Below are 26,722 nucleotides of genomic sequence, written 5' to 3'. Positions count from 1 at the left end.
GAGACCTCGTGACGACCCCGCCCGCCCTGCTCCTCGCAGGCATCGGCACGCGAGACGAAAGGCATGCCACCGCCTTTCACGCATTCGTAAGGGAGTTGGCCGCACGCCACCCGGATCTGCCCGTGGCGGGTGGCCTCACCGGACCGGGCAGCCACCCGCTGTCCGATGCGGTCACCCGGCTCGTCGGCGAGGGAGTGAGCCGCTTCGCGGTCGTCCCGCTGACGCTGATCCCGGCGGCTCCCCCAAGAGACGGCATCGCGGCCGCGCTGGCCCAGGAGGCGGAGCGGCATGCCGATGCCTCGTTCGCCTCCGCCCGGCCGCTCGGCCCGCACCCCACGCTGCTGAGCGTGCTGGAGCGGCGGCTCGACGAGGCGCTGGGCAACCGGCCCCGGCTGCCCTCGGACCGCGCGGAGACCACCGTGCTGCTGGTGGGCGACGGTTCGCCGCTCCCCGAGGCCAACGCCGAGGTGCACCGCGCCGCCCGGCTGCTGTGGGAGGGCCGTGGCTTCGCGGGCGTCGAGGTGGCCTTCTCCTCGCTCGCCGCACCGGATGTGGCCTCGGGCCTCGACCGCTGCGCCAAGCTGGGGGCCACTCGGGTCGTGGTGCTGCCGTACTTCCTGTTCGCCGGTGACACCCTGGAGCGGGTGCGGCAGCAGGCGGAGGGCTGGGGGCTCGCCTACCCCGAGGTCGAGGTGGTCTCCGCCGATGTCATCGGCCCGGCTAAGGAGTTGGCCGACCTCGTCATGGAGCGCTATGAGGAGGTGGCCGACACCGCCGGGCGCGCCGGGTTCGGCGATGAGGCCCACGCCTTCGCGCATCCCGATACCCACGCCGATGTCCACTGATCCATCTGCGGGCCTGCCCACGAGCGGGTCCGCCGCCCCAGCCGCCGATGGCGGGTCCGCCGGGTTCGATCTGCGGCATCACGGGGACGCGGAGGTGCGGGGGGCCGATGCCGACCTGACGGACCTCGCGGTCAATGTCCGGGCCGGTACGCCTCCGGACTGGCTCAAGGCCCGTATCGCCGCCTCCCTCGACGGGCTGGCCGCCTATCCGGACGGGCGGGCGGCGCGGGAGGCGGTCGCCGCGTGTCATGGGCTTCCGGTCGGCCGGGTGCTGCTGACGGCGGGCGCCGCGGAGGCGTTCGTCCTGCTCGCCCGTGCCATCGCGGCCCAACGGCCGGTGGTGGTGCATCCGCAGTTCACCGAACCGGAGGCGGCGCTGCGGGACGCGGGGCACACCGTGGAGCGGGTGATCCTCGATGAGCGGAACGGCTTCCGGCTGGCCCCGGACGCGGTGCCGGAGGACGCCGATCTGGTGGTGATCGGAAACCCCACCAACCCCACATCCGTGCTGCACCCGGCCGATGCCCTGGCCGGTCTCGCCCGGCCGGGACGGACGCTGGTGGTGGACGAGGCGTTCATGGACGCCGTCCCGGGCGAGCGCGAGTCGCTGGCGGCCCGCACCGATGTGCCGGGGCTCGTGGTGCTGCGCAGCCTCACCAAGACCTGGGGTCTGGCGGGGCTGCGGATCGGCTATGTGCTGGCGGAGCCGGACACCGTCACGGCGCTGGAGCGGGTCCAGCCGCTGTGGCCGGTGTCCAGCCCGGCCCTGACGGCGGCCGAGGCGTGCTGCGCCCCGCCCGCCCTCGCCGAGGCCGCGCGGGCCGCCGACCGTACGGCCGCCGACCGGGCCCATCTGGCCGATCGGCTGGCCGAGTTGACGGAGGTGCGGGTGTGCGGCCCGGCGGCCGGGCCCTTTCTATTGATCCATCTGCCGGGCGCGGCGGCGATCCGCACCCGGCTGCGCGAGCTGGGCTTCGCCGTCCGCCGCGGTGACACGTTCCCGGGCCTTGGCCCGGACTGGCTCCGGATCGCCGTCCGCGACCGTGCCACGACGGACCGCTTCGTCATCGCCCTGGCGAAGGCCATCGCCGAATCGGACGCCTGAACACGCTGCCTGACCGGGCTGCCTGAACGCGCAACCTGATCGCGCCGCCGGACCGCGCACCGCGCGGAGCGGCGCGCGGTCACGTAGGGCTTGCCCGAGCCCCGTGACCCGGCTCGGCGCCCGCACCCGCGCCCGGGCGAATGTCGTGCCCCGGGCCGCGGCCGGGCCCAACGCCCAAGCCCGAGCCGCGGCCCAGCACCGGAGCCCCGGCCCGTAGGCCGCGGCTCTGGCCTGGCGCCCGCGGCCCGGCCCAATGCCCGTGCCCAACACCCGCCGCCGGACCCAATGCGGCCCCCGGGCACCCGCTCCCAGGCCCGGCACCCGAGCCGTTGGGCACGGCACGGGCACCGGACCCAACGGGCCAGGACAGGTCATCCGTCAGGCATCAGGCATCAGGCATCAGGCGCCAGGCATCAGGCGTCAGCCGGCGTCGCCGCTGGCGCCGGCGCGCCGGCGGCGGGCCAGGACGACGGCCCCGCCGCCCACGGCGAGCAGCAGGGCGCCGCCACCCACCAGATACGGCGTGGCCGAGCTGCCACCGGTCTCGGCCAGGTGCTCCGGCTTCGGCTCGGGCGTGGTCTGCGGGCCCACGCTCGGGCTGGGCTGGACCGCCGCGGCGACGGGCGCCTCGCAGGTCGCCCGGGCGAGGGTGACCTGACCCTCGACCTCGGAGACATTGAGCTTGAGCGGGTTCACGGAGACCTTCAGGTTGAGGGCCGTGGCCGCCGCCGTGCGCGAGGTGGTGGCCGTCCGTGACAGATCGAGCCGGACCTGGCCGAGCGTCGGCACATCCACGGTGGTGGTGCCGCTCGTGCTCAGAGTGACCTTCCTGCCGAGCACGCTGACGCTGCCGAGCAGGTTGGACTGGGCGGTCGGCCGCTTCCCGGCGGCGCACACCGCCTTCGAGGTCACCTGCTCGACCGAGATCAGCGGCACCCCGGCCAGACCCGGCACATGGACCTTGGCGTTGACGAGGTTGGAGTACCCCTCGGCGCGCTGCTTGTCCGCGGCGGCCCGGGCGGTGGCCACGTCCGCCCGCAGCACACTGAACGGCCGGCCCCCGTCCACGCCGTCCAGGGTCGCGGTGAGCGCCGTCTTGCTGGCCGTCGCGGGTGCGTGCACCTCGTTCAGCACCACCGAGAGCGGAGCCGTGACGGTCTTGTTGAGCAGGGAGACATCGAGATCGGTGCGGAGCACGACCGCACCCGCCTTACCGGTGGTCGCACCGGTGTCGGCCTGCGCGGTCGCCGCGGGCAGCAGGCCCAGGACGGAGACCGCGGCAGCGGCAGTGGCGGCCGCCAGACGGCGGGTGGGCATGCCGAAGTAGGTGTTGCTGGAACAGGACACGTGAGTTGACCCCCACAGGAGACATGGAGCCGCCGGCGCCTGCCGCGGGGGACTCCACGGGCGCCGACGGCCTCGACCACGCCATATTTGCGCACTGAGGGTAAACAGGCAGACACATGATGTCCGTTCATCCCAAAGGGTGTGGTTCGCCGTCGCGTTCGAGCCGCGTTCCCTTCAGGAGCCCCCTCAGGACCCCCTGCCCCACCCGTCCCCGAGCCCCGTCGGCCTGCGCCCCGTGCCCTGTCGGCCCGTCCCCGCGCCCCGTCAGCCGACCACGCGGCCTCGCAGTACTACCCGCCGCGGCGTCGTCAGCACCCGCACATCGGCACGCGGATCCGCGTCGTAGACGACGAGATCGGCGGAGGCCCCCTCGGTGAGCCCCGGCCGTCCGAGCCAGGTCCGCGCCCCCCAGGTCGCCGCCGAGAGCGCGGCCCGCGCCGGGATGCCCGCCTTCACCAGCTCGGCCACCTCCTGCCCGACCAGCCCATGGGCCAGGCCGCCGCCCGCGTCGGTGCCGGTGTAGATCGGGATGCCCGCGTCGTAGGCCGCCCGCACCGTCTCGTACCGGCGCGCGTGCAGTCGCCGCATATGGTCGGCCCAGCGCGGGAACCTCACCTCGCCGCCCAGCGCCAGCCGGGGGAACGTGGCGATGTTGACCAGCGTCGGGACGATCGCCACGCCCCGCTCGGCGAACAGCGGGATGGTCTCCTCGGTGAGCCCGGTGGCGTGCTCGATGCAGTCGATACCCGCCTCGACCAGCGGCGCGAGGCTCTCCTCGGCGAAACAGTGCGCCGTGACCCGCGCGCCCAGCCGGTGCGCCTCCGCGATGGCCGCCTCGACCGCGCCGCGCGGCCAGCAGGCGCCCAGGTCGCCGGTCTCCCGGTCGATCCAGTCGCCGACCAGCTTGACCCAGCCGTCGCCGCGCCGCGCCTCCGCGGCCACGTAGGCGACCAGGTCCTCCGGCTCGATCTCATGCGCGTAGTTGCGGATGTACCGCTTGGTGCGGGCGATATGGCGGCCGGCCCGGATGATGCGGGGCAGATCCTCGCGGTCGTCGATCCAGCGGGTGTCGGCCGGCGATCCGGCATCCCGCAGCAGCAGCGCCCCGGCGTCGCGGTCGGTCAGCGCCTGTTTCTCGCTCGTCGAATCATCCACCGCCCCATGGGCGTCGAGTCCGACATGGCAGTGGGCGTCGACGAGGCCGGGCAGCACCCAGCCCTCGACCAACCGGATGTCCCTGGCCCCGGCCGGCCGCTCGAACGTGATCCTGCCGTCGACCACCCACAGCTCGTCCCGGACGTCCCCGGCAGCGTCGCCGGTGTCCGGTCCGACCAGGACCCGGCCCTTGATGTGGAGCACCGCGCTATCCCTCATGCAACGCACTGTACGAGACCGGGGCAGGGCGTTGACCGGCCAATTCCCAGGAGCTGGAACGGCGCCACTCGAACAACATGCGCAGCGCTGCTACGCTCACGCAACCCACCGGAGGAGCGGCAGTGAGGAGGTCCTCGTGAACGCTCCCGCCGATGACGCGGCCGCCGCGGGCACCGCGCGAGCGCCCGGCGCACCGGAGGACTCCGAAGGCTTATCGGCCGACGCCCGGACCCGCCCGCACACCGGCTCACAGACGGACTTACAGGCCCACGCCGCCACACAGACCGACCCGCAGGCCCACCCCACCGACCCACAGGCCGAATTCCGGGACTTCTTCGAGCGGCACCACGCCGAACTCGCCCGCCTCGCCCATCTGTTGCTCGGCAGCTCCGACGGGGCGGACGACCTGGCGGCCGACGCGCTGGTGGCGGTCTGGCACCAGTGGGACCGAGTGCGGGCCGCCGACCATCCGGCCGCGTACGCCCGGGGTGTGGTCGCCAACCTGGCCCGCTCCCGGATCCGCAGTCTGGTGCGTGAGCGACGGCGGGTGGCGCTCTTCTCCTCGCAGCGCTCCGACCATGTGGACGACCCGGATGTGTCCGCCGTGGTGGATGTGCAGGCCGCGCTGGTCCGGCTGCCGTTCCGCAAGCGCGCATGTGTGGTGCTGCGGCACGCCTTCGACCTCTCCGAGCGGGAGACGGCCCGTACGCTGGGCATTTCGGTGGGCACGGTCAAGAGCCAGACCTCCCGCGGAATCGCCGAGCTGGAGCGGCTGCTCGGCCCTCCGGACGGCGAGGGCGAGCTGCCCGGGACAACGGAGGCCGAGCAGACGGTACGAACGCTCCACTCTGGGAACACAGGCCACACAGGCCACACAGGACCCACGCGCCACTCGGGTCACATGGGCCACGCCGGGCATGCAGGAGGGGGCAGTTGATGATCGAGCATCGCGAGCGCTCCGAGGGCCGCGATGTCGTCGCCGAGCTGCGTACGGCCGCCGCCTCCCATGAGCCGGACCGGATCCGGATGCTGGCCCGGGTCACGGCGGGCATGGCGGCCGACGGCCGGAGCCGGGGCGCACGGACGGGCCCGCGCTGGACCCGGGCGACCCGGCTGGTGGGCCCGGTCGCCGGGCTGGCCGCGGCGGTCGCGGCGACGGGGATCGCGGTGGTGGCCACGGACGGTGCCGAGCGGCCGCAGACGGTGCGCACCTCGAGCGAGCCTCCCGCGCCTCCGGCGGGCGCGGACGCGGACAGGCGGCCCGGGGAGGAGCCGGGCGCCGGGTCGCAGAGCGATGCTGAGCGGCACACGCCGAGCGCCTATCCCACCGCGGCCGGTCCAAACCATCTCGCCGAGCCGACCGTTCGGTCCAAGGGCGCCATCAACGCCCATTCCAATCCGTACTGGGCGCAGAGTGACATTACGCTCACGATCGGTAGGCCGCTGACCTCGCTGACGGTGGAGCTGCGGGTCGCGGACACCGGGGATGTGCTGTCCACCGGGTCCTGGAGCTCGCTGCCGACCGGCGATGTGGCCACCGCCACCCGCGTCGAGGACGGTGTGCTGGTCTACCGCTGGACGCTCCGGAAGGGTGCGACCGTGCGCCCGGGCCGGTATGTCTTCGCGGGGCAGTACAACCACGCCGAGGGGGGCCGGGACACCGGCCGGGACGCGTACTCGGCCTCGGGCAACGGGGCCTCCGGGGCCTTCGCGGTGCGGGGCGACTTCCCTCGGTTCACCGTGGGGGATTGAATTCATGGCAGCGTGGCCAGAAATTCCCCGCGTTTTTCCGCTACTGCTTCCACATTCGTCTGCCCGCCATTGCGATTCCTAAACAAAAAATTTTTCACGGGTTCCTGATCCCGTAATTCAAGACGGTCACCGGCCGATTACATATATGTGACGGACCCCACATGGGATCCACTTTGCCCGAGTAACTCCCCTACAAATTACCGCCTTTCGGCCGACGGCCGCGCGCACGCGCGCTCCCGCGTGATAACACATCGACCCCCCTCCACGTAACCCCCCACCGCGATGCATTTTCTGATTCTGCTGGGTAAATTGAATTTGCATGACCGCCGCACAAGCAGACCTAGTCCGTAGCGAATTGGATTTGCCGGAGGGCCTCACCCTCGACACACCGCGCGTCGAGGATGGAGCCGCGATCTGGCGAATCGCTCGCGACTCCAAAACCCTGGACCTCAACTCCTCCTACAGCTACCTCCTGTGGTGCCGCGACTTCGCCGCCACATCCGTAGTGGCGCGCGACGCCGACGGCGGACCGGTCGGCTTCATCACCGGCTACGTCCGTCCCGAGCGCCCCGAGACCCTCGTCGTCTGGCAGGTCGCCGTCGACCACGCCTGGCGTGGCCGCAAACTGGCCGCCACCCTGCTGGACGGGCTGGTCGCCCGGGTCGCCACGGCGGGCGTCCGCGGCATCGAGACGACGATCACCCCTGACAACACCGCCTCGAACCGGCTGTTCACCTCGTTCGCCGAACGGCACGAAGCGTCGCTCGAGCGCGAGGTGCTCTTCCACGGCGGTCTCTTCCCCGACGGTGGGCACGAGCCCGAGGTGCTCTACCGCATCGGTCCACTCGGCCCGCTCGGGCCGCGCGCGGACCGGACCTGATCTCCCCTGATCACACCCCGATCACCCCGATCCCCCTCCTCACCCCCCTCACACCCCTCTCCCAGGAGAACGCTGTGACCATCACCCCGCCCGCCCTGAGCGTCTTCGAGGCCCTGGAGTCGGAGGTGCGCAGCTACTGCCGTGGCTGGCCCGCCGTCTTCGACCGTGCCCAGGGCAGCCACATGTTCGACGAGGACGGCCACACCTACCTCGACTTCTTCGCCGGAGCCGGGTCGCTCAACTACGGCCACAACAACCCGGTACTGAAACGGGCGCTGATCGACTACATCGAGCGTGACGGCGTCACCCATGGCCTGGACATGTCCACCACGGCCAAGCGCGCGTTCCTCGAGTCGTTCCAGAACAACATCCTGCGCCCGCGCGATCTGCCCTACAAGGTCATGTTCCCGGGCCCGACCGGCACCAACGCCGTCGAGGCCGCGCTGAAGCTGGCCCGTAAGGTCAAGGGCCGCGAGTCCATCGTCTCCTTCACCAATGCCTTCCACGGCATGTCGCTGGGCTCGCTGGCCGTGACCGGCAACGCCTTCAAGCGCGCCGGCGCGGGCATCCCGCTGGTCCACGGCACCCCGATGCCGTTCGACAACTACTTCGACGGCACGATCCCGGACTTCCTGTGGTTCGAGCGGCTGCTGGAGGACCAGGGCTCCGGCCTCAACCAGCCCGCCGCCGTGATCGTCGAGACCGTGCAGGGCGAGGGCGGTATCAACGTGGCCCGGCCCGAGTGGCTGCGCGCCCTGGCCGAGCTGTGCGAGCGCCAGGACATGCTGCTGATCGTCGACGACATCCAGATGGGCTGCGGCCGCACCGGCGCCTTCTTCTCCTTCGAGGAGGCGGGCATCACCCCGGACATCGTGACCGTGTCGAAGTCCATCAGCGGCTACGGCATGCCGATGTCGCTCGCGCTCTTCAAGCCCGAGCTGGACGTCTGGGAGCCCGGCGAGCACAACGGCACCTTCCGCGGCAACAACCCCGCCTTCGTCACCGCCGCCGCGACCCTGGACACCTACTGGGCCGACAGCCAGATGGAGAAGCAGACCCTGGCCCGCGGCGAGCAGGTCGAGCAGGCCCTGCGCGCCATCTGCGAGGAGCAGTCCGGCACCCACTTCCGCGGCCGTGGCCTGGTGTGGGGCCTGGAGTTCGAGGACAAGCCGCGCGCCTCGGCCGTCTGCAAGCGCGCCTTCGAACTCGGTCTGCTGGTCGAGACGTCCGGCCCCGAGAGCGAGGTCGTCAAGCTGCTGCCCGCGCTGACCATCTCCCCCGATGACCTGGACGAGGGGCTGCGGACCCTCGCCCGCGCGGTCCGCGAGACCGCATAACCCTCCCGTACCGCAGAGAAGAGAAAGGCAAGAACTCACCGTGATCGTCCGATCCTTCAAGGACATCGAGGACACCGAGAGGCATGTGAAGGCCAAGACCGGCACCTGGGAGAGCAAGCGCATTGTGCTCGCCCGTGAAGGCGTCGGCTTCTCGTTGCACGAGACCATCCTCTACGCGGGCACCGAGACGTCGATGTGGTACGCCAACCACATCGAGGCGGTGCTGTGCGTCGAGGGTGAGGCCGAGCTCACCAACGACGAGACCGGTGAGAAGCACTGGATCACGCCCGGCACCATGTACCTGCTGAACGGGCACGAGAAGCACACGATGCGCCCCAAAACAGACTTCCGGTGTGTCTGTGTCTTCAACCCGCCGATCACGGGACGGGAGGACCATGATGAGAACGGCGTATACCCGCTGATGACCGAGACCGAGGAGGCATGATCCGATGACCACGGTCACTGACCTGTACCCGACCCGTGGTGCCGTTGAGGTGGCCACACCGCGCGTGGACCCCGTCGTGTGGTCCGAGGTGGGCACTCCGGGGCCGATGCAACCGTCCGAGCTGAGCGACTTCGATCGCGACGGCTTCCTGGCGATCGACCAGCTGATCACTCCGGATGAGGTCGCGGTGTACCGCGCCGAGCTGGAACGGCTGGTCACCGACCCGGGCGTGCGCGCCGACGAACGCTCGATCATCGAGTCGAAGTCGCAGGACGTACGGTCGGTGTTCGAGGTGCACCGGATCAGCGAGGTCTTCGCCGGCCTGGTGCGCGACCCACGAGTGGTGGGTCGCGCACGGCAGATCCTGGGCTCGGAGGTCTATGTCCACCAGAGCCGGATCAACGTCAAGCCGGGCTTCGGAGCCTCGGGCTTCTACTGGCACTCGGACTTCGAGACCTGGCACGCCGAGGACGGGCTGCCGAACATGCGGACTGTGTCGGTCTCGATCGCCCTGACCGAGAACTTCGACACCAACGGCGGCCTGATGATCATGCCGGGCTCGCACCGCACCTTTCTCGGCTGTGAAGGCGCGACGCCGAAGGACAACTACAAGAGGTCGCTGCAGATGCAGGACGCCGGCATTCCGTCGGACGAGGCCCTCACCGGCTTCGCCGACAAGCACGGCATCAAACTGTTCACCGGCATGGCCGGGTCGGCAACGTGGTTCGACTGCAACTGCATGCACGGGTCCGGCGACAACATCACGCCGTACCCCCGCAGCAATGTGTTCATCGTGTTCAACAGCGTGGAGAACACGGCGGTCAAGCCGTTCGCCGCACCGGTCCCCCGGCCGGATTTCATCGGGGCAAGGGACTTCACACCCGTACGGTGATCACCGCCGTGCGCTGAGCTGACGTCCGTGATCTGAGGGAAGCCGGGGTGCCCCGGCTTCCCTCAGATTTTTTCTGGCGCCGATCTGGCCCCGTTCTGCCGCCGTTCTGGCCCCGGGAGCGGTTTTCTCTGTGCCCCGGGAGACAGTCTCAGCGGGACAGCTCCTCCAGCAGCCGGTCCACATCGGCCGCCGTGTTGTACAGGTGGAAGGAGGCGCGGAGGTTGCCGGCCCGCGCCGAGACATGCACCTCCGCCTCCGCCAGCCGGGACGCGGCGTCCCCCAGCCCCGGTACGGAGACGATGGCCGAGCCGGGGGCGGCGACGGGCCGGTGGCCGAGCCCGGTGACCCCGGCCCGGAAGCGGTCGGCGAGCGCGCGGTCATGGGCGGCGATGGCCTCGGTGCCCAGCTCCTCGATCAGCGCGAGGGAGTGCCGGGCCGCGACGTAGGAGTACACGCTCGGGCTCTCGTCGAAGCGGCGGGCGGAGTGGGCGAGTTCGGCCACCGGTCCGTAGCAGCTGTCCCAGGGCCTCTCGCCCGCGACCCAGCCCGCGAAGACGGGGGTGAGCCCGCCGAGGTCCTCGGGCACGGTCAGGAAGGCGGCTCCGCGCGGGCACATCAGCCACTTGTAGGCCACGCAGACGGTGTAGTCGGCCTCGTCGGCGTTCACCGGGAACCAGCCGGCCGCCTGACTGGTGTCCACCAGAGTGCGGGCCCCGTGGGTCCGGGCCGCCTCCCCGATGGCGTCGAGATCGGCGATCCGCCCGTCCGCGGACTGGACGGCGCTCACGGCCACCAGCGCCGTACCGGGCCGCACCGCCTCCGCGATCTCCTCCAGCGGCACGATGCGCAGCTTGAGGTCGCCGCGGACGGCGAAGGGGTTGACCAGGGAACTGAAGTCGCCGTCGGCGACGATGACTTCGGCCCCGGGCGGCAGCGAGGTGGCGATCATCCCCGCGTAGGCGGCGACCGAGCTGCCCGCCGCGACCCGCCGCGCCGGTACGCCGACGAGCCGGGCGTAGGTGGCCCGGCTCTCCTCGACCGCCTCGAAGGCCACATCGATGACGGGCCGTCCGGCGGCCGAGCCGTCGAGGACCGCCTTCACGGCGGCCACGGAGCGTGCGGGGATCAGACCGCTGGACGCGGTGGTGAGATACGTCGTGTGTGGCGCGAATTCGGCGCCCGCCAGGCTCTCCATGTCCAACCACTATGGAACGGGCTCACCCCGGCGTCCATCGCGTTTCCCTGTCGGATGCCTTCAAGGGAACCTTATGGATCCCCGCTGACCTGCGGCGATTCCCATGCCTGGCGCGGCATCCGGGTGACCACCCCGGCGGATCGGCCGCCGGAAGACCCCGGGAACCGTACGTGGCCGCGGGCATGCCGACACGGCCGCCGGAACCGCGGGTCCGGTCCGCGGGTCCGGCGGCCGCGCCGTCGGTCCGGGCTTCAGCGGTGCTGCTCCCGGAGTGCGTTCCGGGGATTCAGCCGCGCTGCTCCCGGATGCCGTTGATCCGCCGGGGCAGCTCCAGCGGGTTCTCGTCCCGCAGCTCCGGCGGCAGCAGGGCGGCCGGGGTGTCCTGGTAGGCGACCGGCCGCAGCCAGCGCTCGATGGCGGTGCCGCCGACCGAGGTGGAGGTGGAGGTGGTGGCCGGGTAGGGGCCGCCGTGGTGCTGGGCCGGGGCGACGGCGACACCGGTCGGCCAGCCGTTGACCAGGACCCGTCCGGCCAGCGGGGTGAGCTCGGCGATCAGCGCACCGGCCCGGCCCTCGGTGCCCTCGCCCTCGGCGGCGGAGATCTGGACGGTGGCGGTGAGGTTGCCCGGGAGCCGGCCGAGCACCGCGCTGATCTCGTCGTCGCTCTCGTAGCGCGCCACGACGGTCACCGGGCCGAAGCACTCCTCCAGCAGCACATCGTGCGGGCCGTCCTCGGTGAGCCGCCGCGCCGGGACGGTCAGGAAGCCCGCGCTGACCGTGTGCTCACCGCCGGAGCCGGGGGTGACCGGGGCGTCCACGTCCGCCAGTTCGGCGCGCTCCTTGACCCCGGCGACGAAGTTGTCCCGCATCCGGTGGTCGAGCAGAACGCCCGCGTCGGTGTTGCTGACCGCCTCGGTGAGGGACTTCACCAGGCCGTCGCCCGCCGGGCCGGCCGGGGCCAGCACAAAGCCGGGCTTGGTGCAGAACTGGCCCACGCCCAGCGTCATGGAGCCCGCGAGCCCCGCGCCGATCTGGTCGCCGCGCTCGGTGGCCGCGGCCTCGGTGACCACGACCGGGTTGAGGCTGCCCAGCTCGCCGTGGAAGGGGATCGGCACCGGCCGGGAGGCCGCCGCGTCGTGCAGGGCGCGGCCGCCGCGGACCGATCCGGTGAAACCGGCGGCGGCGATCAGCGGATGCTTGACCAGCTCCAGCCCTGCGTCGAAACCGTGCACCACCGCGATCACCTCGGCGGGCACCCCGACCCGCTCGGCGGCGCGGCGCAGTGCGGAGGCGGCCACCTCGGAGGTGGCGGGGTGGTCGGGGTGGGCCTTGACGACGACCGGGCAGCCCGCGGCGAGGGCGCTCGCGGTGTCGCCGCCGGGCACGGAGAAGGCGAGCGGGAAGTTGCTGGCGGCGTAGACGGCGACGACGCCGAGCGGCAGCTTGTAGCGGCGCAGATCGGGCCAGGGCGGGGTCTGGGTGGCGTCGGCGTGGTCGATGCGGACGTCGAGGAAGGCGCCCTCGTCCACGATGGTCGCGAAGGCCCGCAGTTGGTAGGTGGTGCGGGCGAGTTCGCCGGTGAGCCGGGCGGGGCCGAGCGCGGTCTCCGCGTCGGCGGCCTCGACCAGCTGGTCACGGGCCTCGTCGAGGAGATCGGCGGCGGTGCGCAGCAGGGCGGCGCGCACCGTACGGTCGGCCAGGGAGCCGCGGGCGGCGTGGGCCGCACGCACCACGCGGTCGACCTCCTCCGCCGTGGCTTCGACCGCTACCTGCTCCCGCTGCTTTCCGGTTCGGGGGTCGACGCTCCACACTGGTGCTGACACCGCGGATTCCTCCTGCTGTGGTGTTACCGCTGCTTGCGTCCCACACATCGACGGTGTTCGATATGCTGAACGCTGTCCCGGGTGATGAATTTCCCCTCGGGACTCTATGGCTGGTCGAACAGAGGGGTCAAGGCGATGTCAGCTGCCGAGACGGGCGGGGCCCAGGTCAAATCGGCTGTCCGCACAGTCGAACTGCTGGAGTTCTTCGCCGGGCGGCCCGGAATGCACAGCCTCGCCGCGGTCCAGGAGGCCGTGGGCTATCCCAAGTCGAGCCTCTACATGCTGCTGCGCACCCTGGTGGAGCTCGGCTGGGTGGAGACGGATGCCACCGGCACCCGCTACGGCATCGGGGTGCGCGCCCTGCTCGTCGGCACCTCCTACATCGACGGCGACGAGGTCGTGGCCGCCGCCCGCCCCACCCTGGACCGGCTCTCGGACGACACCACCGAGACCATCCACCTCGCCCGCCTCGACGGCACCAACGTCGTCTATCTCGCCACCCGGCAGTCGCAGCACTATCTGCGCCCGTTCACCCGCGTCGGCCGCCGGCTGCCCGCCCACTCGACCTCGCTGGGCAAGGCGCTGCTGGCCACGTACTCCGACGAGCAGGTGCGCAAGCTGCTGCCGGAGACGCTGGGCCAGCTCACCGAGCACACCATCACCGACCGCGAGAAGCTGATCGAGGAGCTGCACCTCATCCGGGAGCAGGGGTACGCGGTGGACCGCGAGGAGAACACCCTGGGCCTGCGCTGCTTCGGCATCGCCATCCCGTACCGCACCCCCTCGCGCGACGCCATCAGCTGCTCGGTGCCGGTGGCCCGGCTCACCCCCACCCATGAGCAGATGATCAAGGACGCCCTGTTCGACGCCCGGGACCGGCTCACCCTCGCGACGCGACGTCTTTGACCCACGGGAGGACGGCCCCCTCCGCCGCGCGGCGGAGGCGGATCGTCGGGCAGGGTGAGGCGCGGCGCCCGCCGCGCCGCGAGGCTGGTCCCCGTGACCAACACCCTTCCCGGCGGGCGGACGCGTCCCGCACCCGCCCGCCCGCCAAGGAGCCGACCGCGCCGATGAATCTGACCTACGCTGTGCGGATGACCGTCGGATTACCCGTCCTCACGGCCGGCGGGCGCTTCTTCCGCGAGCGCGGCTCCGCCGGGGGCGCGGCAGCGCACCGGGCCCCGTGACCGGGGCGTGGTGGCGGCGGGCGGTCCGTGCGGTGGCCGGCCGCCGGGCCCAGCTCCGCTGGGTCCATCTGGTGCTCGGCGGCGCCCTGTTGATGCCGTATTACCTGCTGACCGGCGTCGTCTTCGCGATGCTCCTGCGGGACGCGGTTCCCTTCACCTCCCTGGTGTGGCAGCTGGGCACCTTCGGCCTGGCCCTGCCGCTGGCCGTGCCGACCGCGCTGCTCCCGCTCGTACGCCCCCTGGAGGCCACCGCCGCGCGTTCGCTGTGCGGGCTTCCGGAGTCCGCGGAGCTCGCGGCCGGGCCCGCCGGGTCGTGGGACGCGCGCGCCCGCACCTTGCTCTGGTACGGACTGCATCTGGCCATCGGCGGGCTGGTCAGCGGGCTCACCCTGTCCCTGCTGCCCGCCTCGGCACTGCTGATCGCCCTGCCGTTCACCGACGGTTCGTACGCCGACGAGGGCTGGCCGCACGCCTTCGCCTCGGCCCCCCACGCGTTGGCGCCCCTGGCCGGGGTGCTGCTCCTGGGTGTGATCATGGGGATCGCCGCGGCCGCCGGGGCGCTGCTGGCCCGCTGTGCGCCGGCGCTGCTCGGCCCGGCCCCCGCCGAGCGGCTCGCCGCCGCCGAGCAGCGGGCCACCCGGCTGGCCGCCCGCAACCGGCTCGCCCGCGAGCTGCACGACTCGGTCGGCCATGCGCTGAGCGCGGTGACCCTCCAGGCGAGCGCGGCCCGTAAGGTCCTCGACGCCGATCCGGACTTCGCCCGGGAGGCGCTGGCGGCCATCGAGGAGACCACCCGGGACGCGGTCGGCGAACTCGACAGCGTGCTCGGCCTGTTGCGGGAAGGTGAGGACCGTCCGGCCCCCGCCCCCTCCCCCACCCTCATGGATCTGGACGGGCTGCTGGCCCGCACCCGGGCCGCGGGCGTCGACGTCGAGCTGACGGCCCCGGGCGCGCTGGACCGGCTGCCGCCCGTCGTCTCCCGCGAGGCGTACCGCATCGTCCAGGAGGGGCTCAGCAACGCGCTGCGCCACGCGGGCCGGGTGCCGGTGCGGCTCCGGATCGCCGAGGACCCGAAGAAGGTGGAGATCACGATGGAGAACCCGGTGAACGGAGCCACCCGAGCACGGCCCACCGGCGGCCGCGGGCTGCGCGGCATCGCCGAGCGGGCCACCCTGCTGCGCGGCACCTGTGCGTGGGACACCGTGGACGGCGTCTGGCGGCTGACGGTCCGGCTCCCGCTGGAGGCGTCCCGATGAGCACCCCGCCGTCCCCGGTGAGCGCCCCGCCGTCCCCGCTGCGCATCGTGCTCGTCGACGACGAGCGGATGGTGCGCACCGCGCTGCGCGCGATCCTCTCCAGCGAACCGGACCTGGAGGTCGTCGGCGAGGCCGGAAGCGGCGCCGAGGCCGTACCGGTGGTCCGTGAACTGCGCCCGGACGTCGTGCTGATGGACGTCCGGATGCCCGATGTCGACGGCATCCGCGCCACCGAGCGGATCCTGAGCACCATGGAGGACCCGCCGCGCGTCATCGTGGTGACGACGTTCGAGAACGACAGCTATGTGTACGACGCGCTGCGCGCCGGGGCCAGCGGCTTTCTGCTCAAGCGGGCCCGTGCGGAGGACCTGATGCAGGCGGTGCGGCTGGTGGCGCGCAGCGATTCGCTGCTGTTCCCGGCCGCGGTGCGGGCGCTGGCCGCCGAGCACGCCGCCGCCCGGGGCCCGGACCGCGAGGCGAGCGCGCGGGCGCTGCGCGACCGGCTCTCCGAGCGGGAGGCCGTGGTGCTGCGGCTGATGACTGACGGGCTGTCCAACTCCGAGATCGCGGCCCGGATGGCGGTGGGACCGGCCACGGTCAAAACGCATGTGGGGGCGGTGCTCACCAAGTTGGGGGTGCGGGACCGCACCCAGGCGGTGATCGCCGCGTACGAGAGCGGTTTCGTCACTCCGGGCTGACATCCGGCGACCGGGGTGGTCTGCTGTGGCGGGTCGGCCGAACGGGCGGATGGGCGGGAGGAGCAGGCGCATGGAGTACGCACGGCTGGGCGCGTCGGGCATCAAGGTGTCGCGGATCTGCCTCGGCATGATGAGCTACGGCAGCCCCGAACACCGGCCCTGGCAGTTGGACATCGACGACGCGCGGCCGATCGTGCGGCGCGCGGTCGAGGAGGGGGTGACCTTCTTCGACACCGCCGACATGTACTCGTTGGGCCGGAGCGAGGAGATCACCGGCGAGCTGCTGCGGGAGCTCTTCCCCGGCCGCGACGACTATGTCCTCGCCACGAAGGTCTACTCCCCGATGGGAGAGGGACCCAACGACCGCGGGCTGTCCCGTAAGCACATCCTGGCGGGCATCGACGCCTCGCTGCGGCGGCTGGGCACCGACCATGTGGATCTCTATCAGATCCACCGCTTCGACCCCGGGACGCCCATCGAGGAGACGATGGAGGCGCTCCACGATGTGGTGCGGGCCGGAAAGGCCCGGTACATCGGCGCGTCCTCCATGTACGCCTGGCAGTTCGCCAAGGCCCAGCACACGGCCGAGGCGCACGGCTGGACCCGGTTCGTCTCCATGCAGAACCACTACAACCTGCTCTACCGGGAGGAGGAGCGGGAGATGAACCCGCTCTGCCTGGACCAGGGCGTCGGTGTCATCCCCTGGAGCCCGCTGGCGCGCGGGCTGCTGGCGGGCACCCGCGACCGGAACCGCACCGGGCCGACGGTCCGGGCAGGCAACGATCCGCTGGTGGAGAAGTGGTACGCGGACGCGGAGTTCTCCATACTCGACGACACCCGCGCGGTCGCCGAGAAGCGCGGGGTGTCCCCCGCGCGGGTCGCGCTGGCGTGGCTGCTCGGCAGGCCCGCGGTCACCGCGCCGATCGTCGGGGCCACGAAGATCGGCCATCTGGAGGACGCGGTCGCGGCGGTCGGGCTGACGCTCGACGAGGCGGAGGTGGCCCGCCTGGAGGCCCCCTACCGCCCGCGCCCCATCATGGGCCACAGCTGACGGGGCGGAGGGGCTCCCAGGGGGAGGACGTCACGGCTCAGGTGAGCAGCTGCTCGAGGGGATCGATGGCGAAGTAGACGACGAACAGCGCGGCCGTCCCCCACAGCAGCCAGTGCACCTCACGCGCCTTGCCCAGCACCGCCTTGATCACCACGTAGGAGATGAACCCGGCGCCGATCCCGTTGGAGATGGAGTAGCTGAACGGCATCACGGCGATGGTGAGGAACGCCGGGACGGCGATGTCCAGGCGCTCCCAGTCGATGGACCGCACCTGGCTCATCAGCAGGAAGCCGACGGCGATCAGCGCCGGGGCGGCGGCCTGCGCGGGCACCACGGTGGCCAGCGGAGTCAGGAAGAGCGCGAGCCCGAACAGCGCCCCGGTGACCACGCTGGCGAAGCCGGTGCGCGCGCCCTCGCCGACCCCCGCCGCGGACTCGATATAGCTGGTGTTGGACGAGGCGGAGGCGGCGCCGCCGAGGGCGGCCGCCGCGCCGTCGATGAGCAGCACCCGCCCCAGGCCCGGCACCCTGCCCTCGGCGTCGAGCAGCCCGGCCTCGTTGCTCACGCCGACGACCGTGCCCATGGTGTCGAAGAAGTCGGACAGGATGAGGGTGAAGATCAGCAGGACGATGGTGATGACGCCGACCTGCTGGAACGCCCCGAAGAGGCTGAAGGAGCCGATCAGCCCGAAGTCCGGGGTGTCGACCACGCTGTCGGGGAGGGTGGGCGCGGTCAGCCCCCATGCCTCCGGCCGGATGTCGGCGATCTCGTTGATGACGATCGCGAGCAGGGTGGAGCCGACGATGCTGATCAGCAGGGCGCCCTTGACCTTGCGCGCCATCAGCGCGACGGTCAGCAGCACTCCCACGCAGAAGACCAGGACGGGCCAGCCGGTGAGCCGGCCGTCCGCGCCGAGCTGTACGGGCGTAGAGCCGGTGGGGCCCGGGATACGGGAGACGAACCCGGCGTCGATGAAGCCGATGAAGGCGATGAACAGCCCGATCCCCACGCTGATCGCCTGCTTCAGCGAATGCGGGATGGCATGCATCACCGCCTCGCGCAGCCCGGTCAGCACCAGCGCGCAGATGATCAGGCCCTCCAGGACCACCAGACCCATGGCGTCGGCCCAGCTCATCTGCGGGGCGATCTGGAAGGCGACGACGGCGTTGAGCCCGAGGCCCGCGGCGAGGGCGAGCGGAAGATTGCCGCCGATGCCCATGAGGACGGTCATCACGGCGGCCACCAGGGCGGTGGCGGTGGCGAGTTGGGTGCCGGAGAGCTGCTCGCCGAACTTGTCCTTCGCCCCGCCCAGGATGATCGGGTTCAGCACGAGGATGTACGCCATCGTGAAGAAGGTGGCGAGTCCGCCCCGGATCTCGCGGCCGAGGGTGGAGCCGCGTTCGGATATCCGGAAGTACCGGTCGAGTATGGGGAGTCCGGGCGGCGGTGGGGCCGGGGCCTTGTCGGTGATCTGTCTCGCCATGGTCGCGCTCCTCGGGGACGGCGTGCGGGCCGGCGGCGTGCCGGATCAGGGGATTGTGCCCGCCATGAGCGCGACTCAGGTTTTCCCGAGGTTTCAGTTCATCGTCGAGCCGATCTCGGTGCGGTCCATGACCACGAGGAAGCTGGTGACCGGAAGGGAGCCGTCCTGCCGCCGGGGACCGAGGGCCGTGGTGGGGTCGGTGGTGACCAGCGGCGGGGTGGCCGGGCCGCCCGGCGTCCAACTGTTGTCCCGGGAGGCGGCGAGGCGCCCGGTGTCGGCGCTGCCGCGGCCGTTGGAGACCGCGAGGTTGCGGGTCAGCAGGGCGCGGGAGCCGGCGAAGGAGTAGCCCTTGCCCCAGTTGTCGAAGGCCGTGGTGCGCTGGAGATGGAGGGCTCCGGTGTTGCCTCCCGCCTCGAAGCCGCTCTTGGTGTTGGCCCAGGCGGCGGAGGTCCGTACGACATGGGCGGGCGAGGGGGCACCGCGGCGGTCGGCGCCGAGCTGGAAGCCGCTGCCGTCGCCCTTGAAGTAGGGGATGTGCCAGCGGTTCCGGCCGTTTCCGAAGGCCCAGGAGTGCTCGATGGTGACGGGGCTCGCCCACATCCACAGGTCGAGGCCGTCGTCGCTGTTGCGGAACAGCCGGGATCCGGTGACCACGTTGCCGGTGCCGGAACCGTGGGTGAGGGCCATGCCGTCGGCTCTCTGGCCGCCGGTGGCGTCGTCGTGGTTGCCGTAGGAGTCCAGGTTCCGGATGACGTTGCCGTTGGTGTCGTCGCCGCGGAGGGTGAGGCCGGTGTCCCCGTTGCCGTGGGTGCTGAGGTTCTGGAAGACGTTTCTCGCACAGGAGGTGCACACCAGGCCGCCGCCCGGGGCGTTGCGCAGCTCGATCCCGGAGACCGTCCAGTAGTCGGCGCTGAGGGAGACCAGGGAGGAGCCCTCGCCCAGCCGGGAGCCGTCGAGCCGGACCTTCTCCGCCCTGTAGGGCCGCAGTTGGACGCGCTCGCGGGAGGTGCCGCTGACGGAGCTGCGCAGCGTCCTGGCGGGGTAGTACGTGCCGCCGCGCACCTCGATGGTGGTGCCCGCCTTGGCGGCCGATATCGCCTTTCCGAGGCTTCGGTAGGGGGACTTGAGGGTGCCGCTGTCGCCGTCGCTGCCGTTGGTGGCCACGTACACGGTGGTGGGCACGGCGCTCGCGCCCTCCGGCGAAGCCGTCAGATACACCCCGGCCACGGCCGACGCCACGATCACGGCGCTGCCCAACGGCAGCGTGCGGTCCTTACGGCGACGGTGGCGGCCCCGTTTACGCCTCAGCCCCATGGCAACTCCTGTTCCGCGTCGGAGAACGGGCCGGAGGATCCGGACCGGCCCGTCCCATGTCGTAGTTGCCGCCAGTCCAGATTAGGTTGCCGGGCACCCGAGAATTCTTAGATTACGAAATTCCGATCGCCTCGCGATAGCTTGCGACAAGTCTTGATCGTTTTGTGGCCGAGGATGTTCGGAAACGGGAGGTCCTGTTGGTCTGTTGCCTCATGGGCGATAGACCTTGCCCGGTTCCGGGGTGGCCGGGGCCATCAGCTGGGAGACCGTCACCACCGTATAGCCGTCCTTCTTCAGCTTCGCCAGGATCCCCGGCACCGCCGGCACCGTGCCCTTGTAGATGTCGTGCAGCAGGATGACCCCGTCGCGCTTCGTCTGCTCCAGCACCCGCTTCTCGATCAGCGCGGAGTCGTTCGTCAAGTAGTCCTTCGCCGTCACGCTCCACAGCACCTGCGCCACGCCCAGCTCCCGGCAGATCTTGGAGACCCGCTCGTCGGTACGCCCCTGCGGCGGCCGCATCAGCAGCGGCGTACGGCCGGTGAGCTTCTTGACGGCGCTCTGGACGCGGGTGATCTCCGAGCGGACCACGTCGTCGTCGCTCTTGGTCAGGATCTCGTGCGACCAGGTGTGGTTGGCCAGCTCATGCCCCTCATCCGCGATGCGGCGCACCAGGTCGGGGTGTTTGTCGATGTGCTTCTTGCCGAGCATGAAGAAGGTCGCGTGGACCTTCTCCCGCTTGAGGATCTTCAGCAGCCGGGGCGTGTTCTCGCTGGGGCCCGCGTCGAAGGTGAGGGCGACGCATTTGGCGCGGGAGCAGTCGACCGAGCCGTTCGCCCCGTCGCCCTTCTTCTCCACGTCCGGCTTCGAGGCGGCCGGTGTCGCGTTCCCGGCATCCTTCAGCGCGTGCTCCCGGGCGCTGCGCGGTGAGGTGGTGTCGTAGGACGCGCCGCAGCCGGTGAGGCCCAGCGTCAGACAGACGGCACTCACGAGCAGTCCGGATATTCGACCTTTTCGCCCCATTGATATCCCCGAAGTCCTTTTGTTGCCAGTAGTGGTCGCAATGCCGCCAACAGACATATAACTGCGTACTGTTGGCGGCATAAACTGCGAGCACTATACACGCAACGTATACATGGGGTTCATAGAGGCCCGCGGGCCCAGGGGCCGTGGAGCGACGTGGTGATCGAGCGCGGCTAGCCCTGGTGCTTCTTCCAGTCCGCCTGTGCCGCGTTGAGCTCGTCCGCGACCTTGTCGCAGAACGCCTTGGCGGTCATCCGGCCGAGCAGCACCTTCTGGAAGCCGGGCTCGTTGTCGGCCTTGCTGATGTTGTTCCAGTCCGGGAGGTAGTACGGAAGCTGGACGACCTTGGTCCGCGGATCGTTGAGCGACTCCAGCGCGGCCTTGGTCGGCGGGGCCTCGGCGATCCAGTCGTCGTCCGCGGCACCGACGTTGGCGGGGATCGCGCCGACGTCCTCGTTCCAGAGGCTGTTCATCTCCGGCGAGGCCGCGAACTCGATGAACTTCCAGGCCGCCGCCTTGTTCTTGCCCGCCTTGAACAGCCCGAGGCCGTCGACCGGGTTGGAGACGATGGTGCGCGCCGCCCCGGCCCGGGAGGGCGGCAGCGGTATGCCCGCGATCTTCTCCTTGCCGAGCAGCCGTACGTGGTCGACATAGCTGCCGAGGTTGTGCTGCAGCATCCCGATGTCGCCCTGGTCGAACTGGGCGACCATCTTGGCGAAGTCGTTGTTGAGGTCCGCGGCGGGCGTGACCTTCTTGAAGAGGGCGATGTACTTCTCGAGCGCCGCGACGTTCCTGGGGTCGTTGAGGGTGGTCTTGTCGCCGTCCCAGAAGGACGCGATGCCGGACTGGGCGTACATCATGTCCAGCGCCTGGGCGATCGAGCCCGCGCCGCCGCGCAGGGTGAAGCCGAACTTGTTCCCGCCCTTGTCGGTCAGCTCGTCGGCGGCCTTGTAGAACCTCTCCCAGCTGTCCGGCGCCGGCAGCTTCACCGCCTTGAAGAGGTCGGTGCGGTACCAGAGGGTGCCCTGGTTGGCGGAGGTCGGGACGGAGTACAGCTCCTGGTCCTCCCCGCCGGCCGCGCGGACGCTGTCGACCATGTTCTTGATCAGCTTGCCCCGGAGGGCGCTGTCGTCGATGCGGTCGGTCACGGGGTCGAGGGCGCCCTGGGCCACCAGATTGGCCAGATACGCGGTGCCCACGCCGCCGACGTCGGGCAGGCTGTCGCCGCCGCTCTGGATGGCGGTGTCGTACTTCGACTGCACATTGGTGATCGGGATCGGGACGTACTTGACCGTGATGTCGGGGTACTTGTCCTCGAACTTGGCGATGATCCGCTTCCAGACCTTGGTGCGGGGGCCGCCGTTGTTGTCCCAGAAGGTGATGGTGCCCTTGCCGGAGCCCTCCTCGCCGGTGGTCGAGCCGTCGTCGCCGCAAGCCGTGGCGGTCAGGGCGAGCAATGCCGCTAGGGCGGTTGCGGTGTGGGGTGCTCTGCGGGTGCGTGGAGTCATGGTGTGCGTCCGTCTCCTCGTGGGTTCCCTTGCGGTTGCTGGTCTTGAGGTCGCGCCGTCTTGGCTAGGAGCGGTGGCCGTGTGCGGGTCGGTTGTGCCCACCCGTTCCGCCCCGCGGAACGATTGCCCACAACCTTTTGCTCATACGGCCGCGCCCTTGTCCGAGAGGTGGCTCGCTATGCGGGCTGCCTGCGGGCGGGGGAGGCGGCCGTCGGTTATCGCGGTGACGATGCGTCGGGTGACCGTGTCGGCGGGGGCGAGGGGCAGTGGCCGGTCCGAGGCGAGGGACGAGCCGACGCCCGCGTGTTCCCCGGTGCGCACACACCACGGGTCGGCGCGGGTGTCGCCGGTCGCGCCGGCGAAGACCAGCGTCCACTCGTCGGTGGCCAGCGCCAGCCAGTCCGCGGGCCGTCCGTGCACCGCCGCCGCGCCCTCGCCGTCGGCGCTGAAGACCTGCGCGGGCTCGGGGCGCCGCGGGACGCGCCAGAAGAAGCCGCCTGCCTGGCCCGCCCCGCCGAGGGCGAGCTCCTGGCCCGTCACATTGGTGAGGGCGGAGGTGAAGTCCAGCGCCCAGCACGCCGTTCCCAGGGACCGTACGGCCACCGTGCGCCGCTCCAGCAGCAGTTGCCGCCCGCCGACCGCCCATGACAGCTCCTCCACGAAGCCATCGGGATCGCGCAGCAGCCAGCTCAGATGGCGCTGGCTCCCCATGTGGTCCAGGCGGCCCTGGTGGTCCAGGCGGCCCTGGCCGCCCCGGAAGTCGTGTCCCGCCACCTCCGGGATGGCCATGGACACACCCAGGTGGGCCGGATCCTCGGCGGGCCGCAGCCCGGTGACGGTGACGCCGCCGAGGGTGCGCACGGGGTGCAGATACGGGCGCGGTGCGACCGTGCCGGGCAGTTGGGGGCGGTGCACATACGACCCGACGACCCGGTTCTCATGGCGCAGCACGGTGCAGGGGGGACGGCGGGTGAGGGAGGGGGTCAGCGGGTTCGAGGGGGTCAGGGGTGTCATGGGTGCGGGACCTCCGCGGGGCGTGCGGCCCAGGGGGCACGCAGTTCCGAGTACAGGGCGAGGCGCTCGGCGCCGGCGGTGACCAGTCGGTCGATGCCGGTCACCACGCGCCGCTTGGCGGCTCGCGAGGCGACGCCCGCACCGGGCTCGGTGCGCCAGGCGTCGGCGGGCAGCGGGACCGGTACGGGGGCGGTGCGGACCGCCTCGACGACACGCATGAACGCGCCGGTGCGGTCCGGTGGGACGAGCAGTTCGGTGCCGTCGCGCAGATGGGCGACGAGGTTGTCCAGCAGATCGGTGCGCGCGTGGTCGGTAATCTCGGGCGGCGCTCCGTCGCGTTCGACGCGGACCCGGTCCAGCTTGTACCAGAAGGTGATCCGCCCCCGGTCGCCGTGGAGGACCACATACGGCTCCCCGGGCTCCTCGGCGCACAGGGTGACGGCGGCGGCGACGGTGGTACCGCGGCTGGTGCGGATCCGTACGCAGGAGGTGTCGTCGGCCTCGATGGCGTTGGCCCGGTACAGCTCCAGCTCGATACCGGCCACGTCCTCGGCCCGGTCGGCGCCGCCGAGGTGCAGGGCGGTGGCGACGGCGTGGGCGAGGGGGTTGGTGAGGACGCCGTCGACGACGTCCCGGCCGTCGAGGGTGCGGTGTCCGGCCCAGGGGGCGCGGGCGTAGTAGTCCTCGTCGCGGGCCCATGCCCCGGCCGCGCCGATGCCGCGGAGCGCCCCTATGCGGCCGTCGGCGACGATGTTCCGGATGGCGGGCAGGGCGTGGGAGCCGAGCGACTGGAAGCCGATCTGGCAGACGGTTCCGTAGCCGCGCAGTCCTTCGCTCATCCGGGCGAATTCGGCGTACGAGGGTGTGGGCGGCTTCTCCAGCAGAAGGTGCGCACCGCGTTCGGCGGCGGCGAGGGCGAGGTCGGCGTGGGTCTGGATCGGGGTGCAGATGACGGCGATCCGGGCGCCGGTCCGGGCCACAAGTGCGGCCAGGTCGGTGGACTGCCCGGGCTCGCCGAGCCCGTCGCCCAGCTCCTCCCGGGTGAGCGGCTGAAGTTCGCACACCCCGGCGAGCCGGACCGTTCCTTCGGCGGCCAGTCGGCGGATGTTGTCCAGGTGCCAGCGCCCATGGCCTCGGGCGCCCGCGAGGACGACGGGTATCGGTTCGTCGGCCGGGGCTTCCCCTCGTCCCCGGGGGTGCGCCATGCCCATGCTCGGACCTCCTTGTCCGCATACGTTGTGCCGCCGACCGTTTCGGTCAGCCCTTGACCGCCCCCGCGCTGAAGCCGGTGATCAGCCATTTCTGGATGAAGGCGAAGACGATGACGACGGGCACCGCGGCGATCACCCCGCCCGCCGCGAGCGCGCCCAGGTCGACGCTGTCCGCGCCGATGAGGGTGTTGAGGCCGACCGGGATGGTCTGTTTGTCCTGGGAGCTGAGGAACATCAGCGCGAACAGGAAGTGGTTCCAGCTGTGTACGAAGGCGAAGGAGCCGACCGCGATCAGCCCGGGGCGCAGCAGCGGCAGCACCACCGCGCAGAAGGCCCGGAAGCGACCGCAGCCGTCGACCCACGCCTGTTCCTCGAGCGACACCGGCACGTTTTTGATGAAGCCGCTGATGAGGATGATCGACAGGGGTAGCTGGAAGACCGTCTCCGCGATGACCACGCTCCCCAGCGAGTTGATCATCTGCAGGTTCTTGAAGATCTCGAAGAGCGGTACCAGCATCAGCGCGCCCGGGATGAACTGCGAGGCCAGCAGCGCCAGCATGAAGCCTTTTTTGATCCGGAAGTCGAAGCGCGCGAGGGCGTAGCCGCCGGCCAGCGCGACCGCTGTCGTCATCACCAGCGAGGCGACGCCGACGATCATGCTGTTCTGGAAGAAGATCCCGAAGCTGCGCTCGTTCCACACCTTCTGGAAGTGCTCACCGGTGATCGGCCAGGGCACCAGCGCGTTCGAGCCCGCGGGGCGCAGCGCGAACAGCAGCATCCAGTAGAAGGGGACGAGGGTGAACAGCAGATACAGGCACAGCGGCAGATAGATCTGCCAGCGCGGTATGCCCTGGTCGATCCGGCGCCGGCGCCTCCTGCGGGCGGCGGGCGGCGGGGTGGCCGCGGGGGCGGGCCGGGTGCCCTGCTCGGCGAGTGCGGCGGTCACTTGGTCTCGCCTCCGAACTTGCTCAGACGCAGATAGAGGATCGAGCAGAAGAGGAGGATCACGAAGGCGACGGTGGTCAGCGCGGAGGCGTAGCCGAAGTCATGGCCGTTGATCCCGGTGTTGGCGACGTACAGCGGAAGGGTGGTGGTCTGCCCGGCCGGTCCGCCGCCGGTGAGGGTGTAGAGCAGATCGACGTTGTTGAACTCCCATACGCCGCGCAGCAGCGTGGAGAGGATGATCGCGTCCTTCAGATGCGGCAGGGTGATGTGGAAGAACCGCCGCGCCCGGCCCGCGCCGTCGACGGAGGCCGCCTCGTAGAGGTCCTGGGGGATGGACTGGAGGTCGGCGAGGATGAGGATCGCGAAGAACGGGACACCGCGCCAGAGTTCGGCGACGACGGCGGCCCAGAAGACGGTTCCGGTGTCGGAGAGCACCGAGGTGCCGTACGTGCCGATCCCGGCGTCCGCGAGATAGCGGCTGATGCCGGTCGAGGGGTTGTAGAGCAGCATCCAGATGGTGGTGGTCAGCACCCCGGACACGGCCCAGGGCGAGAAGACCAGGGCGCGGGCGAGGCCGCGGCCGAGGAAGGTCTGGTGGACCAGCAGGGCGAGCGCGAGGCCGAGCAGGAGCTGCAGCAGCACCTCGGTGACGACCCATTTGCCGCTGAAGACGAGCGTGTCCCAGAACTGCGGGTCGTCGGTGAGGATCCGGGTGAAGTTGCCGAAGCCCGCGTAGCCGTTCCGCCAGGGCTTGGTGACGTTGTAGTTCCGCAGGCTGTAGTAGAGGACGCTGAGCATCGGATAGGCGATGAAGCCCAGCATCAGCAGCCCGGCGGGGGCGATCAGCAGATACGGGAGGCGGCGGGCCGGTCCTCCCGTACGGCGCCGGGTGACCCGGGGCGGTTTCGCCACGGCGTCGGCCATGACTGCTTCTCCGTTCTCGGAGTCGACGGTGTACGGGTCGGTGAAGCGCTTCCGTGAAGCGCTTACCGAATGTCGTTCGGTATCTCGTACAAAAAAAATTTGGCGCTGAAGTGGTGG

24 protein-coding genes are annotated in these 26,722 nt (G+C 71.1%); 12 read left to right on the top strand and 12 right to left on the bottom strand.

The window, feature by feature from the left end; all coding sequences use genetic code 11:
• Positions 1-8: 8 nt before the first annotated feature.
• Both J5X86_RS25635 and cobC read left to right on the top strand, forming a co-directional pair.
• The gene (locus tag J5X86_RS25635; RefSeq protein ID WP_208519071.1) at positions 9-845 is read left to right on the top strand and encodes a sirohydrochlorin chelatase; all 837 of its coding nucleotides are present in this window, start codon (positions 9-11) and stop codon (positions 843-845) included.
• Positions 835-1,950 (top strand): Rv2231c family pyridoxal phosphate-dependent protein CobC, encoded by a 1,116-nt coding sequence (gene cobC, locus J5X86_RS25630; RefSeq protein ID WP_243981336.1) that lies wholly within the window; start codon positions 835-837, stop codon positions 1,948-1,950. Before J5X86_RS25635 ends, cobC begins: the two co-directional genes overlap by 11 nt.
• Before the next feature lie 420 nt (positions 1,951-2,370).
• On the opposite strand, the gene J5X86_RS25625 is transcribed toward cobC, so the two are convergent.
• Both J5X86_RS25625 and J5X86_RS25620 read right to left on the bottom strand, forming a co-directional pair.
• Positions 2,371-3,267, bottom strand: coding sequence for an SCO1860 family LAETG-anchored protein (locus J5X86_RS25625; RefSeq protein WP_208519117.1), 897 nt, complete (start codon positions 3,265-3,267; stop codon positions 2,371-2,373).
• A gap of 294 nt (positions 3,268-3,561) precedes the next feature.
• Positions 3,562-4,671: an amidohydrolase family protein gene (locus tag J5X86_RS25620; RefSeq protein WP_208519070.1), complete on the bottom strand. Its 1,110-nt coding sequence runs from the start codon at positions 4,669-4,671 to the stop codon at positions 3,562-3,564.
• A 136-nt stretch (positions 4,672-4,807) separates the two neighbouring features.
• On the opposite strand from J5X86_RS25620, the gene J5X86_RS25615 reads away from it, so the two are divergent.
• The 6 genes from J5X86_RS25615 (at position 4,808) to thpD (ending at position 9,977) form a co-directional block, all read left to right on the top strand.
• Positions 4,808-5,608: a SigE family RNA polymerase sigma factor gene (locus J5X86_RS25615; RefSeq protein ID WP_208519069.1), complete on the top strand. Its 801-nt coding sequence runs from the start codon at positions 4,808-4,810 to the stop codon at positions 5,606-5,608.
• Positions 5,608-6,423, top strand: coding sequence for a hypothetical protein (locus J5X86_RS25610; protein ID WP_208519068.1), 816 nt, complete (start codon positions 5,608-5,610; stop codon positions 6,421-6,423). Before J5X86_RS25615 ends, J5X86_RS25610 begins: the two co-directional genes overlap by 1 nt.
• Before the next feature lie 319 nt (positions 6,424-6,742).
• The gene (gene ectA, locus J5X86_RS25605) at positions 6,743-7,303 is read left to right on the top strand and encodes a diaminobutyrate acetyltransferase (RefSeq protein ID WP_208519067.1); all 561 of its coding nucleotides are present in this window, start codon (positions 6,743-6,745) and stop codon (positions 7,301-7,303) included.
• Between the two features lie 74 nt (positions 7,304-7,377).
• Positions 7,378-8,640 carry a diaminobutyrate--2-oxoglutarate transaminase gene (gene ectB, locus J5X86_RS25600; protein WP_208519066.1) on the top strand — a complete coding sequence of 421 codons (1,263 nt, stop codon included), beginning with the start codon at positions 7,378-7,380 and terminating at the stop codon, positions 8,638-8,640.
• Between the two features lie 40 nt (positions 8,641-8,680).
• A complete protein-coding gene (locus tag J5X86_RS25595; RefSeq protein ID WP_208519065.1) occupies positions 8,681-9,085 on the top strand; it encodes an ectoine synthase in 405 nt (134 codons plus the stop codon).
• 4 nt (positions 9,086-9,089) lie between these two features.
• Positions 9,090-9,977, top strand: a complete 888-nt coding sequence (gene thpD / locus J5X86_RS25590) for an ectoine hydroxylase (protein ID WP_208519064.1) — start codon at positions 9,090-9,092, stop codon at positions 9,975-9,977.
• Between the two features lie 148 nt (positions 9,978-10,125).
• Here thpD and J5X86_RS25585 read toward each other — a convergent pair whose 3' ends face one another.
• Positions 10,126-11,172, bottom strand: a complete 1,047-nt coding sequence (locus J5X86_RS25585; RefSeq protein WP_208519063.1) for an aminotransferase class V-fold PLP-dependent enzyme — start codon at positions 11,170-11,172, stop codon at positions 10,126-10,128.
• Positions 11,173-11,458: 286 nt separating this feature from the next.
• Complete coding sequence (locus tag J5X86_RS25580) at positions 11,459-13,042, bottom strand: aldehyde dehydrogenase (NADP(+)) (RefSeq protein ID WP_208519062.1); 1,584 nt, start codon at positions 13,040-13,042, stop codon at positions 11,459-11,461.
• 87 nt (positions 13,043-13,129) lie between these two features.
• On the opposite strand from J5X86_RS25580, the gene J5X86_RS25575 reads away from it, so the two are divergent.
• From J5X86_RS25575 to J5X86_RS25560, 4 genes are all read left to right on the top strand, one after another.
• On the top strand, positions 13,130-13,900 hold the full coding sequence (locus tag J5X86_RS25575; protein WP_078640761.1) for an IclR family transcriptional regulator: 771 nt from the start codon (positions 13,130-13,132) through the stop codon (positions 13,898-13,900).
• A 277-nt stretch (positions 13,901-14,177) separates the two neighbouring features.
• A complete protein-coding gene (locus J5X86_RS25570) occupies positions 14,178-15,437 on the top strand; it encodes a histidine kinase (RefSeq protein WP_208519061.1) in 1,260 nt (419 codons plus the stop codon).
• A complete protein-coding gene (locus J5X86_RS25565) occupies positions 15,434-16,135 on the top strand; it encodes a response regulator transcription factor (RefSeq protein WP_208519060.1) in 702 nt (233 codons plus the stop codon). Before J5X86_RS25570 ends, J5X86_RS25565 begins: the two co-directional genes overlap by 4 nt.
• A gap of 70 nt (positions 16,136-16,205) precedes the next feature.
• Entirely contained in the window at positions 16,206-17,186 is a 981-nt protein-coding gene (locus J5X86_RS25560) for an aldo/keto reductase (protein ID WP_208519059.1), read from the top strand.
• Positions 17,187-17,223: 37 nt separating this feature from the next.
• Here J5X86_RS25560 and J5X86_RS25555 read toward each other — a convergent pair whose 3' ends face one another.
• The 8 genes from J5X86_RS25555 to J5X86_RS25520 all read right to left on the bottom strand — a co-directional run bounded on the left by J5X86_RS25555 (position 17,224) and on the right by J5X86_RS25520 (position 26,605).
• On the bottom strand, positions 17,224-18,669 hold the full coding sequence (locus J5X86_RS25555; protein ID WP_208519058.1) for an NCS2 family permease: 1,446 nt from the start codon (positions 18,667-18,669) through the stop codon (positions 17,224-17,226).
• Between the two features lie 93 nt (positions 18,670-18,762).
• Complete coding sequence (locus J5X86_RS25550; RefSeq protein ID WP_208519057.1) at positions 18,763-19,983, bottom strand: right-handed parallel beta-helix repeat-containing protein; 1,221 nt, start codon at positions 19,981-19,983, stop codon at positions 18,763-18,765.
• Between the two features lie 210 nt (positions 19,984-20,193).
• Positions 20,194-21,003, bottom strand: a complete 810-nt coding sequence (locus tag J5X86_RS25545) for a polysaccharide deacetylase family protein (protein WP_208519056.1) — start codon at positions 21,001-21,003, stop codon at positions 20,194-20,196.
• 173 nt (positions 21,004-21,176) lie between these two features.
• Positions 21,177-22,511 (bottom strand): sugar ABC transporter substrate-binding protein, encoded by a 1,335-nt coding sequence (locus tag J5X86_RS25540; RefSeq protein ID WP_208519055.1) that lies wholly within the window; start codon positions 22,509-22,511, stop codon positions 21,177-21,179.
• 141 nt (positions 22,512-22,652) lie between these two features.
• Entirely contained in the window at positions 22,653-23,525 is an 873-nt protein-coding gene (locus tag J5X86_RS25535; protein ID WP_208519054.1) for a PmoA family protein, read from the bottom strand.
• Positions 23,522-24,736: a Gfo/Idh/MocA family protein gene (locus tag J5X86_RS25530; protein ID WP_208519053.1), complete on the bottom strand. Its 1,215-nt coding sequence runs from the start codon at positions 24,734-24,736 to the stop codon at positions 23,522-23,524. Before J5X86_RS25530 ends, J5X86_RS25535 begins: the two co-directional genes overlap by 4 nt.
• A gap of 46 nt (positions 24,737-24,782) precedes the next feature.
• On the bottom strand, positions 24,783-25,682 hold the full coding sequence (locus J5X86_RS25525; RefSeq protein WP_208519052.1) for a carbohydrate ABC transporter permease: 900 nt from the start codon (positions 25,680-25,682) through the stop codon (positions 24,783-24,785).
• Positions 25,679-26,605: a carbohydrate ABC transporter permease gene (locus J5X86_RS25520; RefSeq protein ID WP_119986883.1), complete on the bottom strand. Its 927-nt coding sequence runs from the start codon at positions 26,603-26,605 to the stop codon at positions 25,679-25,681. The genes J5X86_RS25525 and J5X86_RS25520 overlap by 4 nt, the downstream gene beginning before the upstream one ends.
• Positions 26,606-26,722: the final 117 nt, after the last annotated feature.

Origin of the sequence: Streptomyces sp. NEAU-YJ-81 (assembly GCF_017592595.1) — a bacterium.
GTDB lineage: Bacteria > Actinomycetota > Actinomycetes > Streptomycetales > Streptomycetaceae > Streptomyces > Streptomyces hygroscopicus_B.
Note: the sequence above shows the minus strand (reverse complement) of the source record. Positions and strands in the feature narration are given on the sequence as shown.